Here is a 17746-nt window from a genome sequence, read left to right on the forward strand (position 1 = left end):
ATAACACGCCAAATTCGTTCAAATTTTGCGCGGATTTTACCACACAACATATTGCATAAAAAGTCGCACCATCATTAATATCGCTAGGGGTTTCCATCACGATAAAAGGTACAAAAAAACGAGGCCTAAGCCTCGTTTTTAATTTGCTTAAGCAATCGATTAACGAGTGCGTGGGCAAATCTCTTCTTCAGAGAAGAAGTAAGCGATTTCGCGAGCAGCAGACTCAGGTGCATCTGAACCGTGTACTGCGTTTTCGTCGATAGACGCTGCGTAATCAGAACGAAGCGTTCCCGCTGCCGCGTCTGCTGGGTTAGTTGCGCCCATGATTTCACGGTTAGCAAGTACTGCGTTTTCGCCTTCAAGAACCTGAACCATAACTGGGCCAGATGTCATGAAATCAACAAGTGCGCCAAAGAAAGGACGCTCTTTGTGTTCTGCGTAAAAACCTTCAGCTTGTTCTTTGCTCATGTGAATCATTTTAGAAGCAACGATGCGAAGACCTGCAGATTCGAAACGGTTGTAAATAGCACCGATAACGTTTTTAGCTACCGCATCAGGCTTGATAATCGAAAAAGTGCGCTCTAAAGCCATGTTCTTTCTCCAAACAAATAGTATGTCGTTTAAAATTTTGGTCGCGAATTATAGGCGATTAATGTCGCATTGACTAGCAGCGATTTGCAATCAACCTTAATAGGTAACTAAATAGGGGTGAAATAAACCATTGTACTGCCTATTATAACCACGTTTATGACAGCACAATGAAATAACTGTGTAAGCGTAGGCTAGCTATTCGCCTTTGCCAATTCTTGGATTTTACCCACTATCGCGCGTAAACCGTTGCCGCGGGTTGGCGTAATATGACGCTCTAAGTCTAACGCTTCAAAATAGCCGTCTATGTCAAAGGCGAGTATATCTTGAGGCGATTTTTCATTGTACGCCGCTAGCACTAATGCCAACAGACCTTGAACAATCACCGCATCACTATCGACATCAAAGGTAATGATATTATTTTCGTATGATTCGACTAACCATACGCTACTTTGGCACCCTTTTACTAAACGCTCTGGGGTTTTGTCGTCATCAGATAAACCTGGAATAGATTTCCCTAGATCAATGATATATTGATAGCGCTGCTCCCAATCATCGAAAAACGCCAAATCGTCAATAATTTCTTCACTGCTAGGTAATCGCATTTATCTTCCTGTGTATTAAAAGAAAAGGCCAGCTTCAAGCTGTGCTTCTTCACTCATCATCTCTCGTGACCATGCCGGGTCAAAGACTAATTCTACATTTACGCTTTCAACAAAAGGCACCATCGCAACACGATATTCAACGTCACCGACCAACACCGGTCCCATTCCACATCCGGGCGCGGTAAGCGTCATGTCAATATTAACGCATCCTGTTTTCTGATCCACGGCCACTTTATAGATAAGCCCTAGTGAGACTAGGTTGATTGGAATTTCAGGGTCGAAAATAGTTTCTAGCGCATCCCACACTTGCTGTTCACTAATTTTACCGTCTTCAGGCGCATCAAAATTCAAGACTTGCGCTTTACGTCCAATCGCGTCGGCATCAGTACCGTCAATACGATACATATTACCGCGCCACGTAACAGTAAAGTTACCGCCTAAGTCTTGCGTGATAGTAACAAACTCACCTTCGGGGATAGTAGCTGGGTTACCTACCGGCACCAAACGCGCTTTACAGTCACGTTCAGTGACCACCATTTTCTGTTTCATAAACTGCTTTAGCGCCTTTCGCTTAGCCTACGTTGAAGCTTTCGCCACAACCACATTCATCAACCACGTTGGGGTTGTTGTACTTAATCACACCGTTTACGCCTTCTTGGACGTAATCAATTTCGGTGTTTCTTAATAAGTCAGTTGCGTCTTCGGCGACAGCAACGTTAAGCAAAGGAGAAATCTCGATGATTTCATCGCTCTCTTCTGCGCTATCAGCAAAATCCAACACGTAAGCGTAACCAGTACAGCCACTGACTCTTGTGGATAGACGAATTAACTGACCAGGCTTTTCTTTAAGCTTACTTTCGAAATGCTTAACGGCGCTGTCAGTTAGCGAAATGAGTTGAGTACTCGGTACAAACGTTTCTACACTCATTTATGCCTCCTTAGGCCAACATCATTTTTGCTTTTTTCAGTGCAGCAAATAGGCTGTCCACTTCATCAAGCGTGTTATAAATTGAAAACGACGCGCGAGCAGTGCCCGGAATACCAAGTCGTTTCATTAGCGGCTGCGCACAGTTATCACCGGTACGAATAGCCACGCCTTGCCTATCTAAAATAAAACCCACATCGGCTGGGTGTGCACCATCAAGCAAGAAGCTTAGTACACCAACTTTGTCAGGCGCAGTCCCAATGATACGCATACCGTCAAGCGCTTCGGCTTGCTCTGTGGCATATCGAAGCAACGCTTGCTCATGATCATGCAATGCTTGCATATCGAGCGCAGCAAACCACTCTATCGCAGCACCCATACCTACAGCACCCGCAATATTTGGCGTACCTGCTTCCAATCGATTAGGCAATGCACCCCACGTAGCATCTTGGTACGTGACGTCTTTGATCATTTCGCCACCAACTTGCCACACTGGCCAGTTTTGTAGAACATCTTGCTTGCCCCACAGGCAGCCAATACCGGTTGGTCCAAATAATTTGTGGCCAGAAAAGGCATAGAAATCACAGCCAATGCCTTGTACATCAACACCGCCATGGGCAATACCTTGTGCACCGTCCACCAGCACCCACGCCCCAAACGCTTTCGCTTTAGCCGTAAGTTGTTTAATTGGGTTTACAGTCCCTAACGCATTAGACACGTGAGGAAAAGCAACAAGCTTGGTTTTATCGCAAAGCAGCTTATCGAAGGTAGCAACATCTAGCTCGCCTGTGTCGAAAATAGGCACGACACGCAACGTAGCGCCAGAACGCTTGCACGCTTGCTGCCACGTCACTAAATTAGCGTGATGTTCTAGCTCCGTTACCATCACCTCATCACCTTCGCTTAGCTGATAAGCTAAGCCATTGGCAACAATGTTGATAGCTTCTGTCGTGCCAGATGTCCAGATAACCTCTTCTCGCACGCTCGCGTTAATAAAACTCGCAACACTTGAGCGCGCGTTTTCGTAACGACGCGTCGCCTCATCAGATAAATGATGCGCGCCTCGGTGAACGTTCGCGTTTGTTCCTGTGTAGAAATCTACGATGGCGTCGATTACGGCTTGTGGCTTCTGCGTCGTCGCCGCATTATCTAAATAAACGAGCGGCTTACCGTCTACCGTTTTAGACAGAATAGGAAACTGGGCACGAAGTGCTGCAACATCTAAGCTCATTTCACCTCCATTTGAGAGAAACGCTCGCTTAATACTGGCAATAACCAGTCTCGAATAGGCTCGTTGCGCACATCATTAATTAGCTCTCGAATGAAACCAAAATTAAGCATTACTAGCGCTTTGCTACGTGAAATACCGCGAGTAAGCAAATAGTAGAGTGAGGCTTCATCAATTTCCGCGACCGTAGCACCGTGCGCACATTTCACGTCATCGGCATAAATTTCAAGCTCTGGTTTGGTGTTGATAACACCACGTCGAGACAATAATAAGTTACGGTTGTTAAGCTCGGCTAATGTCTTTTGTGCATCACGATGAATATGAATACGACCGTTGAATACCGCGCGGGCTTTATCGCCCACTATTCCACGTGCATTTTCTTCTGTGGTGCCGTTAGGCATTGCGTGTTCGATGGTCGAATGCAGGTCAAATAGCTCACCTTCGGCCAACAAGTAAATCGCATTCATCTTTGCATCAGCAAATTCGCCAGCGTGATGAATATCTACATCTAATCGTGACAATTCACTTCCGTACCCTACCAACGTGCTGTTGAGAGTAGACCGGTTATGCAATTTAAAATGACTGCCGCCTACTTGTTTCGCTACACCGGTAAACATAGCAAAGCGATAATGTTCAAGATGCGCGTCATCGGCAATATGATATTCAGCAAACGCTGTCGTCAAACTGTTTTTGTCACCCACACCGTGCTCGATAATCGTCGCGCGGGCACCGTCAGCAACATTAACCACAACACGGGTATGTGCATCAACATCGTTATTTGAAAGGTTAATAATGCGCACTGGAACGTCGATACTAACACCGGCTTCAACACCAATGTATATACCGTGTTGCACTAGCGTGTCGTTAACCAAACCAAATAAATGACGCGTTGGCTTTACTTGCCCAAATACGCGAGAAATATCGGCTTGAATGGCATTATCGCCATTATTTAGCGACGTAATGATCATGCCTTTAGGCACATCAAGTGTGTTCACTTGCGTCACTAACACGCCATCAACAAATACCAAGTCGATAGCATTTAGATTTTCAATAACGGGGACCGGCACATTGTCTGCCTGAGTGACCGTTTTTGCCTCACGCTTTTCAATTGGCGTAAGCGGTGTGAACCGCCAGCTCTCGTTTCTGCGAGCTGGCCAACCGTCGGCTTTAAGCTGTGCTAAGGCCTGCTGACGCACGGGCGCTAGATAGTCGTCGACCTGCGCCGCGCCAATGACCTGTTCTAGCCATTGACTCATGCCTCACCCTCCGCATACTCTTTACCAAGAAAAGCATAACCGCTTTTTTCTACCTCTAGTGCGAGTGATGCGTCACCACTTTTCACAATTTTGCCGTCAGCAAGAATGTGTACAAAATCTGGCTTAATATAATCAAGAAGACGTTGGTAATGCGTGACAACAATAAAACTACGCTCGCCATCGCGCTGGCTATTTACACCGTCAGCAACCACTTGCAGTGCGTCAACGTCAAGACCAGAATCAGATTCATCTAAGATGCAAAGTGACGGTTCAAGCAAAATCATCTGCATGATTTCGTTACGTTTTTTCTCGCCACCAGAGAAGCCTTCGTTAACGCCACGCTTCAAAAAGTCGAGGGGTAATTGAACCTGCTTACATGCTTCTTTCGCCTTTTTAAGGAACTCAGCAGCAGTCAGAGGCTCTTTACCGTGTTGTTCGCGCATCGCGTTAACCGACTCTTTCATAAACTCCATGTTGCTTACACCCGGAATTTCTACTGGGTATTGAAACGCAAGGAATAAACCTTCACGTGCGCGCTCTTCAACATCAAGTTCAAGCAAGTTCTTGCCGTTCAGTGTTGCTTCACCGTCGCTAACTTCATAGCCGTCACGACCAGACAATACATAACCTAATGTACTTTTACCGGCACCATTGGGGCCCATGATAGCGTGTACTTCACCAGGTTTAACTTCAAGGTTAAGCCCTTTGATGATGTTTTTCTCTTCCACACTGGCATGTAAATTTTTAATACTAAGCATTGGTTACCCCACTGAACCTTCAAGACTAATTTCGAGCAGCTTGCCGGCTTCTACGGCAAATTCCATTGGTAGCTCTTTGAATACTTCTTTACAGAAGCCGTTCACAATCATAGAAACGGCTTTCTCTGTATCTAGACCGCGTTGCTGACACAAAAACAACTGCTCATCACTCACTTTTGACGTTGTCGCTTCATGTTCTACAATCGCGCTTGGATTACGGCTTTCGATATACGGAAAGGTATGTGCGCCGCACTTATCACCAATCAATAACGAATCACATTCGGTGAAGTTACGTGCACCGTCTGCGCGGGGCCCCATCTGCACTAACCCGCGGTACGCATTGTTACTGTTTCCTGCTGAGATACCCTTTGAGATGATGGTTGAGCGGGTATTTTTACCCACGTGGATCATCTTGGTTCCCGTATCGGCTTGCTGACGTCCGCGCGTCAGTGCTACTGAGTAAAACTCACCTACACTGTTGTCGCCTTTTAATACGCAGCTTGGGTACTTCCACGTTACCGCTGAACCCGTTTCAACTTGTGTCCATGAAATTTTGGCATTCGTGTGCGCAATACCGCGTTTAGTCACGAAATTATAAATACCACCTTTCCCGTTTTCATCACCGGGGTACCAGTTTTGTACGGTAGAGTATTTAATGGTTGCGTCGTCCATCGCTACTAATTCTACAACTGCAGCATGCAGCTGATTTTCATCACGTTGAGGTGCCGTACACCCTTCTAAGTAGCTTACATAGCTACCTTCTTCGGCAACGATTAGCGTGCGCTCAAACTGACCTGTGTTCATTTCATTGATACGGAAATACGTAGATAACTCCATCGGGCATCGTGTGCCTTTCGGAATGTAAACAAATGAACCGTCGGTGAATACCGCACTATTTAGCGCCGCGAAGTAGTTGTCGGTGCGTGGCACAACAGAACCAATGTACTTTTTAACTAACTCTGGATACTTTTTAAGCGCCTCAGAAATAGGGCAAAAGATTACACCCGCTTCTTCAAGCTTGCTGCGGAATGTCGTTACCACAGACACCGAGTCGAACACTGCATCGACGGCTACGCCAGCAAGCATTTCTTGTTCGTGAAGCGGTATACCTAATTTTTCGTAGGTACGAAGCAACTCAGGATCAACTTCGTCAAGCGACTGAGGCTTATCTTTCATACTCTTCGGTGCGGAGTAATAAGAAATTGCCTGATAATCAATCTTTGGATAATCCACATGTGCCCAGTCTGGCTCTTCCATTTCCAACCAAGAACGATAAGCTTTCAAGCGCCATTCGAGCATCCACTCTGGCTCTTCTTTCATTGCTGATATGCGGCGGATAACCGACTCGTCCAGGCCGCTCTCAAATGTTTCCGATTCGATTTCCGAATAGAAACCGGCCTCGTACTTTCTTTCTAACGCCTGTTCGATCTGTTCACTCATGTTAGGATCTCACTTATTTGCCTGCATTTTGCTGCTTATTATCGGCCAAACGGTCTTGCCGATAAGGATATGTACGGTCACATATCAAAGCAGCCTAAAATTTTGGGCGGGATTATATAATACCTGAGTAATTCACTCAAATATTCAACCGCCCTAACTTACTTAAATTATTGTTACGAGAAAGTCACCCATCGTCTGGCGCTTCCCTTTATTCGGTGTTTTTTAATTTTACGTGGTTACGCTGTTTAGGCGGGATGCACCTGTCGAAGCTTCGACAGTACGGTTTGCACCTTATCAACAACGTAAGTGATATCGTCTTTTGTAGTGAATCGGCCAACACTAAAACGGACCCCAGCATGAGCCAACGCATTACTTCTTCCAATGGCTTTAAGCACATAGGACGGTTCTAAACTGGCAGAAGTACAAGCCGAACCTGATGACACAGCAATATCGTTTAGCCCTAGCATTAGGGTTTCGCCGTCAACGTCGGCAAAACTCACATTCAAAATACCCGCCAAACGCTGCGATTCATGACCATTTAAATAAACGCCATCTAGCGCCGATAAACCTTCCCATAGCAAATCTCGTAGTGACAAAATGTGAGCGGTGTCGCTTTGCATTTGCGCTTGAGCGATTGCCATCGCCTCGCCCATACCAACAAGTTGGTGCGTGGCCAGTGTTCCTGAGCGCATGCCACGTTCGTGCCCACCGCCGTGAATTTGCGCCACAAGGTTAATTTTAGGACGACGACGTACATACAATGCTCCCGTTCCTTTGGGGCCATAAAACTTATGAGCAGATAGCGAAAGTAAATCAACAGGCAGTAAAGACAAATCGATAGGAAGCTTACCCGCACTTTGCGCCGCATCAACATGAAATAATACGTTGTTGCGCCGGCATAGTTCACCGATAGCTTTGATATCTTGAATAACCCCTAGCTCGTTGTTCACGTGCATTACAGACACTAACACCGTACTAGGCTGCATGGCCTGTTCAAGTTGTTCGAGTGTGATTAATCCGTCGCTGTTAACATCCAGATAGGTAACCGACCAGCCCTGCGCCTCAAGGTACTCACAGGTATCTAACACCGCCTTATGCTCGGTGTTTACGGTAATAATATGATTACCTTGGTCTTTGTACCCTTGTGCAACCCCTTTAATCGCAAGGTTATTCGCCTCTGTTGCGCCCGACGTAAAAACAATTTCACGAGGGTCACAGTTAAGCGCATCACTCATCTGGTTGCGAGCAATATCTACCGCTTCTTCTGCCATCCATCCAAATCGGTAAGAACGAGACGCAGGATTACCAAAGTTACCTTCTAATGTAAGGCATTTTCCCATCGCCTCTGCAACACGCGGGTCGACCGGTGTTGTAGCAGCATAATCTAGATATACAGGAGTAGTAACTGACATAGTAACTAATAACGGCCTTTGTACGTTGACTAAAGCTGAATGCTTATTTCAATATCATTCGCTATATTGCGCAGCGAAGCATGCTTATCTTGTCGACCAGCGACTTCTCGCACATCGCGCTGAGCCATCAGCTCGCCCAATGTAATGGAGTTAAGAAACACACTAATGCGATCACTTAAGTCTTGCCATAAGCTATGTGTAAGGCAACGGTCGCCCCCCTGACAGTCAGATTGCCCCTGACATCGGGTTGCGTCTACCGATTCGTCTACCGCTTTGATCACTTCGCCAATCGCAATAGCTGACGGGTCTTTACCTAATAAATACCCACCGCCTGGACCACGTACACTATCGACAAGTTTTTCTTTGCGTAAGCGAGAAAAAAGCTGCTCTAGATAAGAAAGAGAAATTTCTTGGCGCTCTGATATATCGGCAAGAGGAACAGGCCCGCGGGTAGAATGTAAAGCTACATCCAACATCGCAGTAACTGCATAGCGCCCTTTAGAGGTAAGTTTCATTGATTTCTCCCACCGTTTTAAGTGGGAGAATTTTCACATACCCGACTAAAATGGTCAAGTAAAAGACCTAGTAATTTAGTCAGGTATTATGTATTTTCCAATCCAAAGCTGGAACGGTTTCTAACGAGTCTGGAATGCTCACCTAGAGTGGGCGTGGGAACTAGCTTCGGTGTTTTCAGCAACTTCGTACTATTTCTATCTGAGCATCTAATATAGCCGATCGCTCGTAGTGCGTAGATTTGGGTTAGTCTGACAACTAAGCAACTCTGTCGTTATAATTAGCAACCGACAGAATCGATCGGTAATTAAAATTCGACAAAGTCGCTTGGTGTTAACATGTTTATGTGTAGTGGCTCATATATAATCAGACGAAATTGTTTGGAAGTTTCCGCTAAACCTGACAGGCAGCATAAGACAAACAATAGACGGTCAACGATCTAATTTCCTCCATCTCGATAAGTATTACGTTATTTCTTGCCATTTAAAGCACTTAACTCGTTTACTTGGTTACGGTACTCGCGTCAATGACTTGGACAGACGCAATTTGCAAGACTATGCGTTTACACGCCGCAGTGAGAAAGCAGGTATCAAAAATGCCACAATCAACAACGAACAAACAACCATCAACGCTTGCTTTCGTTATTGCTATGACGAAGGCCTCGTTCACATTCAAAAATTGAAGTTCGACGTGCTGCCAGTTGAAGATTCCGTTGAACGACGAGCAAGGGCTACGTTCACACCATAGCAGTTTCAAAAATTGAAAAGCGTCATGCGTGAATATGTTCTGGAACGGAACATTTCACCGGAGGTTAAATTGCTTCGGCAAATGGTCAGGCTGTTTATTCTGGCTAGTGCTGAAACGATGATGCGGTTTGGTGAATTACGACAGCTTCAGTGGCGCTCTGTAAGCGACTCTTTTACTCGTAGCGATATTAACGGAGTGCAACGCTCATTGGTAAAGATCACGGTGCTGGCAGACACGTCTCAGGTGCGAAAAACACGGAATGTAATAGCAAAGGCTGGTTTGTTGTTTGATGAAATACGTTCCGTTACGGAATATTTTTCAGGTGATGACTATGTATTTTCTCTTGATGGTGGAATGTTGACTCAGCGTCAAATGTATTCGTGTTGGCGTGAATTAATGCTGTTGATGGGATTGCCAAATTATAAAGACGATAACTTAACCTACTACTCATTGCGGCATTATGGCATTACTGAGCGTGTTCGAGCTGGCGCAAAGTATCAGGACATTGCACGTAATGCTGGTACGTCAGTTAGGCATATAGAAGAAACTTATTTGCATGTCGATGATGAGATGGAGTTAGTTGCTGCGCTGGGTTATGAGTGGGCTGGTGCGTCCTTGATGAACGCACTAAAAATGAAATTGAATTACTTTCTGATTCTGCGGCGAACTACTAGGCCAGCTAGACCTAGGCCAATAATTGCAAGTGAACCTGGTTCTGGAGCCGGTATGGGAGCTTGCTGGGGAGCATCAATTACAAGAACGTATCTTTGCCAAGTGCTATTAGAATTAAGACCTCGAGTTAAACCAGATCTCCATCCCCCAAACACTCTATCATTACTACTCATATGCCAAGATAGCCTTTCGGAACCATCGTCACCTCCACATCCTGCACAAGTGTCTGCTGAGTTTTGGCTGATTATTGATGTTGGTGAAAAACCTACAGAACCCGACGCTGAACTTCTGTACCAATAAGCACCATTGAATAATTGAGTCTCATTGCGAGCAGTGGAAAGTCCTAAAAAGTCAGACACTTTTATCGCGGCAAATAAGTCATATGTAGTAGCTCCATCACTAGAAGATGATGCCAGAGCCATATATTTCGATGGATCAACTCCGGCTAATACTGAACTCCATAAAAAAGAGCCTGAGTAAGCGCCTTGGTATTGTATGTTCCAACCGTCATTACTAACGTCCGATTTGAATAAATCATTAGCAATGCCTGTAATAATTGCAGATTGAGTTACAAAACTCATTAGACTTAAAACTGCAAAGAAGCATAATCGTTTCATCACCTTGATTCCTATTTAGTATTAATAATTGCAATATATCTCGCTTTGGAACTAGATGCATGAACCACGCCACACATTCAGGCATTGATATTTATAGTAATATTTTTATTTTATTTCTTGTGTGTAAAGTATTTCGACAGTTTGAGTGTTGCACTCCGTTACTCGCTTACAGGGCGCCTGAATCCAACGAAAACTGACTTTGTCGTTTTCAGAAAGTCGGAACTCTCACCCTGCTGTATGCAGCATATTCCAAAACGTTTTGCTCATTTTGCAACGCCACGGGTTGACTTGTCCAAAGACGTTCGTTCACTTTTTACTAACTTTTCAGAAGATTCTAATGGACATCGTTATAGTTGAATTTATTGGAGAATATCTCTATCGCGCTAAGGAACCCCGAACAGCAGGGATTCCTTTGAGCTTGATAATTCAGCAACACTTGTATTTGTAATAGCAGGAGATCTAACCCAGAACCCACCTAAGTTTCTATAGCAGACTCTACTTTTTCCCAAACTACAGCCTTTTCTTCACCAACCTAAGCCCCCTTCACAAGCTATCTCGATGATGCAAAAAAATCTAAAATAAGTTGATTTTCACAGAATTGGCTTTGCTAATGAGCGTATTTCAAGCTATGATTTTTCACATAAGGTTATATATGCACAAGCGCCATAACCCTTTGTTATATATAGTTACTGCATTCCAGCCCGGTTCTGGAATATTCCTCCAATCCAGTCAGCTTCTGGAAATTTTGCAAAAGGGCTATTAGAAACTCCGCCCTTCAAACCCGCTAACTACAAAGACCATCATTCCGGCTCTGGATTGGAAACGACAATTATTTAAGGCGTTCAAACGCGACTAACTGCACCCTTGTAATAACTGTAAGGCTCGACGTCTGTCTTCATCACTCTTACCGTGTTTTTTCAATATGCCACCCAAAAAGCACGTTGCTTCTACATTACCTAATTGTATAGACCTATCAAACCAGTCAATTGCCAGCGTAATATCTTTAGGAACGGCGTATCCTTCATATAGCATCTTCGCATATAAAAAGGTGGCTTCGGAATCATCCATATATTCAGCGGCTTTTTTCATAAAATCAAAGGCGGTGTGTTTATCAGAGGTCACACCGTTGCCGTTGCGATACATTTTACTAAGCGTGACATCTGCTGCGCTTACGCCAGCCTCACTTGCTAGCAATAAAAACCGTAACGCAGCGTCGTAATCCTTTTGAACACCTTCTCCGATAAGATACATTTCACCGAGCTTATACTGCGCTATTTCATCACCGGAATCGTGATGAGACCGCAAGAAATACTCTGCCGCAACATGTTTATCCTTCGTAGTGCTAATTCCATAGTAATACAGCTCGCCAATTAACGAGTACGCGTCCCACTGCATGTATTCAGCCCACTCAATAGCGACATCTTTAAAACTCGCATAAGGCATATCGGGATACTGTTTGCTGTTTACACATTTCATGACATCAAGATAAGCATCATCATGACGACGTTTAAATGCGACTAAATACCACTTACACGCTTCGAAATCGTTTTCGCTTTTTTCAAAATACCCAGCTAAATCATAAGCGAGCTGTGGCGCCACTTCCGTTGCTACGAACCACTCTCTGTCTTCTTCCTTAAATTGTTGCGCAAGTGCTTCTAGCGCACCAGGCACATTCTCATCAACAGCTTTATAAAAGTGCTCTAATGCGACAGATTTACTGAATAGCGGCAACGAGTCGTCTAAATAAAGAAAACCTAAGTCAACCAGTGACTGCGCATAGCCCAGTTCAACGGATTTTTTTAGATGAACTTCAGCTTCATAAGCGTCTTTCTCAACTCCCTCGCCAAACCTGAGCATATTCCCAATATTTCTATACGCGTACGCATTACCCATTTCAGAGGACGTCTTGTAAAGCGACATCGCTTTTTCATAGTCCACTACCTTTCCAGTTCCATCCCGATAGAAGGTAGCAAGATTATTATAGCCCCACGCTGATCCCGCTTCGATGGCCTGTTCATAATAATGCTTCGCTGTCACAGTATCAGGATGTCCAAACTTACCGCTTTCATACATAAACCCTAAATTAGCTAGCGCATTAACGCGCCCTAATTCGGCAGCTTTTGCATAGTAGGCTTTCGCTTTATCCGCATCGGCTTTTATTCCACGTTCACCAAAATCGTAAATCATGCCTAATGTAAATACGACATCCGGAAGGTTTTGTGCATCGCCTTTTAGCGCCCAACGAAGCAACTCTTCACCATCTTTATGTAAATCATAATTGTTGTGCAGCAAACCCACTATTGCAGAAAGACAAAGGCTTTCACCTTTTTGTGCTACCGGTTTTAGAAGTGAAATGGTAGTTTCTATATCACTTGGCTCCACCATCAATAATGTATCGCCATACTTGCATATTGCGGGTTCGTAACCTTGGTTATAAGACGCCATATAGTAATCGAGCGCTTTGTATGTATCTTGCGAAACCCCATTACCTATTAAAAACGCATTCCCCATATTAAAAGAAGAATACATATTTCCCTTACTTGCCCCCTGCTCCCATAAAAGAAGGGCCATCTGCCTATTTTTATCTACACCATACCCCCAATTGTAAAGCGAACCTAAATTATGAAAGGCTTGAACAGAGCCCCATTCGATGGCTTGTTCGTAATATTGACGAGCAAGGACATAATTTTTAGCAACACCATCTCCGCTTTCGTATTTGAGACCTAGCGCTACTAACTTTTCTTGCTTATTGGTGATTAATCGTTCGCGTTCGACAGGCGTAAACTGCAGAGATATCGCCATGGCATTGGTGCATAGCGATAGAGACAACAAGATAAACAAGGGAACATGTGAATATAAGCGAGTCATAGAATACATCCGTGTAAAACGTTTACGATAAAAACAAGTGGCGCTTGACCATCACTAATGTATCGCAGCTATAGTTTGAATGTACACTGTTATAAACTATATAGCTGGGTCGAAAGCTTTGTGCCCCTCTTTACTTTCATCTTGTTGAGCGAACTCAATACCCGTATCGGCAAAGTCTTCTGCGGTTAGGTTATGGAGATTTTCAGTGCAAACATCACCGCCAAGCGATTGAATGACTTTGCACATTTCTTCAACCTTGGTATCCATTTGATGCATATGCTCAAGCATTATACCCATCGCATTGGCAACAGGATCGGGGTTATCAGGTGCTACGGCGTAGGCATCAAAACCGTATTTTTGCGCTATTTTATCGCGCTGAGGGTTAAGCTCCGCCGACGTGCCTTGCTGTTTAGACATAATAATACGCCCAGGAATACCCACCGCTGTCGCGCCATCAGGAATATCTTTAACTACGACTGAGTTTGACCCTACTTTTGCATTCTCGCCAATAGTAATGGGCCCTAGCACTTTTGCGCCAGCGCCGACAACGGCGCCCTTTTTCAAGGTAGGGTGTCGTTTACCCGCTTTCCAGCTGGTGCCCCCTAACGTAACACCATGGTAAAGCGTTACGTCATCGCCGATTTCAGCCGTTTCACCAATAACCACGCCCATGCCATGGTCGATAAATACTCGGCGTCCTAATGTGGCACCTGGATGAATTTCAATGCCGGTAAGCCAACGACTAAACGTAGACAAACTGCGCGCTAGCCATTTCCAATTAGACCGCCACAGTGAGTGGCTAATACGATGAAGCCACACTGCATGCAATCCAGGATAGTTCGTTAACACCTCAAAAGTATTACGTGCTGCAGGGTCGCGGTGAAACACCCCTTGAATGTCATCCTTTATTCTAGAAAACATAAAACATTACTCGTTATCAGCTTTTACCGACTTATTAATTGATGCGAGGATCCCACGCAAAATGTTCAACTCTTGTGACTCAGGTCGTGCTCGATTAAATAAGCGACGAAGTTTTGTCATCACTACACCTGGGTGATTTTTTCGAATGAAGCTAGTGGTTTCTAGCGTCGATTCTAAATGAGTATAAAAACGCTCTAAATCTTCATTAAGTGGGTACTCTTGCTCAACCTCAGGGTAAGCGTCGGTACTTAAGTATGCCATTCTAATTTCATAGCATAGCGTTTGTACCGCTGCCGCAAGATTAAGTGAGCTATATTCTGGGTTAGCCGGAATACACATATGAAAATGACACTGCTGAAGCTCTTCATTCGATAAGCCGCTGTTTTCCCTTCCAAATACCAGAGCAACAGGGTATTTACTTACCTCTTGTACTAACTTTTCACCACAATCACGGGGGCCAAGCATTGGCCATGAATGCGTGCGAGAGCGTGCAGACGTACCAACAACCAAACCACAATCTGCCACGGCCTCTTCAAGGGTTTTGACTATTTTTGCGTTAGCAAGTACATCGCCCGCCCCTGCCGCCAATGCGCTGGCTTGACCATCTGGCTCATTTACCGGGTCTACCAGATAAAGGTTGCTTAACCCCATTGTTTTCATGGCGCGCGCCGTTGAACCAATGTTACCTGTATGAGACGTATTGACTAAAATAATACGGATATTGTCGAGCATGACCTTTGCACCTGAGTTGTTGCTACATCGCTGTATAAAAGCTTGAAATGCGTGTTCTGCCTTATATTAGACAGTCACATATTATAATGCGTAAATGATACCATAGCGGCAGTATAGATGGCTATCTGACAAGTAAGTGCGGCTAATGAAGTCCTACAAACCATTTTAATTTGCATCAGGCGCTGATTCTGGTAGACTCCGCCCGTTTCGAACACAACTAGTCATTTTTTGTACAATTCTTAGACTGGTTGTTTCATTGATCTTTTACAATTGGTGGTTTATCTATGCATCCTATGCTGAATATTGCAGTGCGTGCTGCGCGTGCGGCTGGAACAGTTATTGTTCGCGGTTTTGAAAAACATAACGACGTTGGTGTTGAGTCTAAAGGCCTTAACGATTTCGTTACTCAAGTTGACAAAGAAGCAGAACAGGCAATTATTGCCAAAATTCAGCAGTCTTACCCTGAGCATTGCTTTCTTGGCGAAGAATCTGGCGAAACCAATGGTCTTGAAACAGAATACCAATGGATTATCGACCCTTTAGATGGCACCACTAATTTTGTAAAAGGCATCCCACACTTTGCCGTTTCAATAGCACTTCTTCATAAAGGCCGTTTAGATCAAGGCGTTGTTTTCGATCCTATTCGCGGTGAGTTATTCACTGCAAGCCGTGGTCAGGGCGCACAATTAAATGGTTACCGAATTCGTGGTTCTAAGCCTCGTGACCTATCAGAAACAATTATTGCGACTGGCCTGCCATACAAAAACAAGTCGCAGTTTGGCGAATATGCATTAAGCCTTAACAAAATTTTCCATGAAGTAGGTGATCTACGCCGTGCAGGTAGCGCAGCGCTAGACCTAGCCTACGTTGCAGCGGGTCGTCACGACGGTTATTACGAGCGTGGTATCAAATCATGGGATATTGCAGCAGGTGAGCTATTGGTTCGCGAATCAGGCGGATTGGTTACCGACTTTAAAGGCGGAAATGACCCACTTCACAAAGGCGAAATCGTAGCCGGTAGCGCTAAGGTTGTTCAGGGCCTCGTTAAGCACCTGAAATAGTTAGACACGTTCAAATTGAACGTGAGTCACTGATACCAAAAAGGCGCTTGCATAAGCGCCTTTTTTTATGCCGCGTTGATGCTAGCCATTATCACCGACCTGTTTGCAGATAATATCCCATGAATTATATGGCCCCAATTATCTTAAGCCCCAACGGTAGCGTTATTAATGTAATCCCGATTTGTACTTCACGAGAGTGTAGCCAAGAGGTACGTTTAGGTTTTTTGCCAAATAACAACCCCACAAATGCACTGTAGTGGCTTAACATTAGCCCTAAAACGCACACAGTAAGACTGAACACAGCGGTTATAACCACTGACTCAAATGAAGATAGCGTTTGGTTGGCAACCATATAGGCAACCCCAACAAGCACGCTTTGATGAAAAACGTAGAATGGAAATACAAACTGATTTGCCCTTGCCACGCTCGCACTAGGGTGAGAAAACAGCCGAGTAGATATTGCCAACACTGCCACCAACGTCACTATTTTCGCTACGTTATAAAACACACCAAAATACGTATTTACGGTGTCTCCACCCACTTCAATACGCATTAACCAAAAGCACACTTCATAAAGAAGCGTAACGCTTACGGCACTAAGCACAAGTGGGGACGCGTTTATGCTTAACCACCGCCAAAATTGATGGGACGCACCAAAAAAATAGCCCATCAACAAGCACATAAACCCATAGCAATCGCGACGTAGATCGCTATTTTCTATATGCATGATGCCAAGCGTGGCGAGTAAAAGCGCACACAACCATAGCAGCGAAAAGGTGCCGTATCGTTGTCGCATCACCAATAGCACACGGTCGAAGAGGACTAACAACAAGGTGAACCGCCAAAGCGAGCGCAAGAACCATAGGTGATTTACATCGATATGATGCCAAATTCCTGAACTAAAGCCCTGAAAATATGCCTCTTCACCAAAATAGAAGTGAAAGAAAAATTCAGACAAAGGAGCATCTATCGCCAGCTTCTGTGTCATTTCCACAAAAAGCTGAATTGGAACGATAAAGAAAACCCCAATCAGCAAGGGAAGTAAAATAGCATTGCTTCTACGAAAAAGCAGAAAATTAAGGCCATGGCGCTGTCGCATAACCCAAATAGAAGTACCAGCAATAAACCATAACAACCCCATCCTCCACGGTGAAACGATAAGCATGACATGCTGTAACCAATACCATTGCGTTTGCTGTTTGAAGTGGAACTGCCACTCTGGCACCCAAATCATGCCCAGGTGAAAAAAGAAAAGTATCGCTACGGCTATCACCCTTAAATAATCCAGCGCGATAATTCTCGTTACCTGATATGTTTCGCTGTTGTTTTCTCTCATGTTTTCCTTTTATATGGTAGGCACAGTAGCTAAAGCGAGTGGGTTAATACTCATCAACATAGTGGCT

The 17746-nt window shown here is 44.6% G+C and carries 17 protein-coding genes; 2 read left to right on the forward strand and 15 right to left on the reverse strand.

The features are described 5' to 3' along the window. Positions 1 to 159: 159 nt before the first annotated feature. The 10 genes from ndk to iscR all read right to left on the reverse strand — a co-directional run bounded on the left by ndk (position 160) and on the right by iscR (position 8727). Positions 160 to 591 carry a nucleoside-diphosphate kinase gene (gene ndk / locus AC27EZ_RS03890; protein WP_012519000.1) on the reverse strand — a complete coding sequence of 144 codons (432 nt, stop codon included), beginning with the start codon at positions 589 to 591 and terminating at the stop codon, positions 160 to 162. A 191-nt stretch (positions 592 to 782) separates the two neighbouring features. After that, positions 783 to 1193, reverse strand: a complete 411-nt coding sequence (locus AC27EZ_RS03895) for a SufE family protein (RefSeq protein ID WP_487134064.1) — start codon at positions 1191 to 1193, stop codon at positions 783 to 785. A gap of 15 nt (positions 1194 to 1208) precedes the next feature. Then, on the reverse strand, positions 1209 to 1742 hold the full coding sequence (gene sufT, locus AC27EZ_RS03900) for a putative Fe-S cluster assembly protein SufT (RefSeq protein ID WP_487134065.1): 534 nt from the start codon (positions 1740 to 1742) through the stop codon (positions 1209 to 1211). Between the two features lie 22 nt (positions 1743 to 1764). Beyond that, positions 1765 to 2121 (reverse strand): HesB/IscA family protein, encoded by a 357-nt coding sequence (locus AC27EZ_RS03905; protein ID WP_487134066.1) that lies wholly within the window; start codon positions 2119 to 2121, stop codon positions 1765 to 1767. A gap of 10 nt (positions 2122 to 2131) precedes the next feature. Next, on the reverse strand, positions 2132 to 3349 hold the full coding sequence (locus AC27EZ_RS03910; protein WP_487134067.1) for an aminotransferase class V-fold PLP-dependent enzyme: 1218 nt from the start codon (positions 3347 to 3349) through the stop codon (positions 2132 to 2134). Continuing rightward, the gene (gene sufD / locus AC27EZ_RS03915) at positions 3346 to 4602 is read right to left on the reverse strand and encodes a Fe-S cluster assembly protein SufD (RefSeq protein WP_487134068.1); all 1257 of its coding nucleotides are present in this window, start codon (positions 4600 to 4602) and stop codon (positions 3346 to 3348) included. Before sufD ends, AC27EZ_RS03910 begins: the two co-directional genes overlap by 4 nt. Beyond that, positions 4599 to 5360 (reverse strand): Fe-S cluster assembly ATPase SufC, encoded by a 762-nt coding sequence (sufC, locus tag AC27EZ_RS03920; protein ID WP_487134069.1) that lies wholly within the window; start codon positions 5358 to 5360, stop codon positions 4599 to 4601. Before sufC ends, sufD begins: the two co-directional genes overlap by 4 nt. A 3-nt stretch (positions 5361 to 5363) precedes the next feature. Continuing rightward, positions 5364 to 6800 (reverse strand): Fe-S cluster assembly protein SufB, encoded by a 1437-nt coding sequence (gene sufB, locus AC27EZ_RS03925; protein WP_487134070.1) that lies wholly within the window; start codon positions 6798 to 6800, stop codon positions 5364 to 5366. A gap of 245 nt (positions 6801 to 7045) precedes the next feature. Next, positions 7046 to 8212 carry an IscS subfamily cysteine desulfurase gene (locus AC27EZ_RS03930; protein WP_487134071.1) on the reverse strand — a complete coding sequence of 389 codons (1167 nt, stop codon included), beginning with the start codon at positions 8210 to 8212 and terminating at the stop codon, positions 7046 to 7048. A gap of 29 nt (positions 8213 to 8241) precedes the next feature. Next, positions 8242 to 8727: a Fe-S cluster assembly transcriptional regulator IscR gene (gene iscR / locus AC27EZ_RS03935; RefSeq protein WP_421132005.1), complete on the reverse strand. Its 486-nt coding sequence runs from the start codon at positions 8725 to 8727 to the stop codon at positions 8242 to 8244. 529 nt (positions 8728 to 9256) lie between these two features. On the opposite strand from iscR, the gene AC27EZ_RS03940 reads away from it, so the two are divergent. Further along, on the forward strand, positions 9257 to 9472 hold the full coding sequence (locus AC27EZ_RS03940; RefSeq protein WP_487134072.1) for a hypothetical protein: 216 nt from the start codon (positions 9257 to 9259) through the stop codon (positions 9470 to 9472). A 644-nt stretch (positions 9473 to 10116) separates the two neighbouring features. Here AC27EZ_RS03940 and AC27EZ_RS03945 read toward each other — a convergent pair. The 4 genes from AC27EZ_RS03945 to trmJ form a co-directional block, all read right to left on the reverse strand. Then, positions 10117 to 10761 (reverse strand): PEP-CTERM sorting domain-containing protein, encoded by a 645-nt coding sequence (locus AC27EZ_RS03945; protein WP_487134480.1) that lies wholly within the window; start codon positions 10759 to 10761, stop codon positions 10117 to 10119. Positions 10762 to 11613: 852 nt separating this feature from the next. Continuing rightward, positions 11614 to 13629, reverse strand: coding sequence for an SEL1-like repeat protein (locus AC27EZ_RS03950; RefSeq protein WP_487134073.1), 2016 nt, complete (start codon positions 13627 to 13629; stop codon positions 11614 to 11616). 96 nt (positions 13630 to 13725) lie between these two features. Then, entirely contained in the window at positions 13726 to 14550 is an 825-nt protein-coding gene (gene cysE, locus AC27EZ_RS03955; RefSeq protein ID WP_487134074.1) for a serine O-acetyltransferase, read from the reverse strand. 6 nt (positions 14551 to 14556) lie between these two features. After that, positions 14557 to 15282 carry a tRNA (cytosine(32)/uridine(32)-2'-O)-methyltransferase TrmJ gene (gene trmJ, locus AC27EZ_RS03960; protein ID WP_421134760.1) on the reverse strand — a complete coding sequence of 242 codons (726 nt, stop codon included), beginning with the start codon at positions 15280 to 15282 and terminating at the stop codon, positions 14557 to 14559. A gap of 284 nt (positions 15283 to 15566) precedes the next feature. Here trmJ and suhB point away from each other — a divergent pair, with 284 nt between their 5' ends. Continuing rightward, positions 15567 to 16343 (forward strand): inositol-1-monophosphatase, encoded by a 777-nt coding sequence (gene suhB, locus AC27EZ_RS03965; RefSeq protein WP_421132008.1) that lies wholly within the window; start codon positions 15567 to 15569, stop codon positions 16341 to 16343. A 124-nt stretch (positions 16344 to 16467) separates the two neighbouring features. Here the strand turns inward: suhB and AC27EZ_RS03970 are convergent, their stop codons facing one another. Further along, positions 16468 to 17679, reverse strand: a complete 1212-nt coding sequence (locus AC27EZ_RS03970; RefSeq protein ID WP_487134075.1) for an acyltransferase family protein — start codon at positions 17677 to 17679, stop codon at positions 16468 to 16470. Positions 17680 to 17746: the final 67 nt, after the last annotated feature.

Source organism: Alteromonas sp. 4NH20-0056, assembly GCF_057539655.1.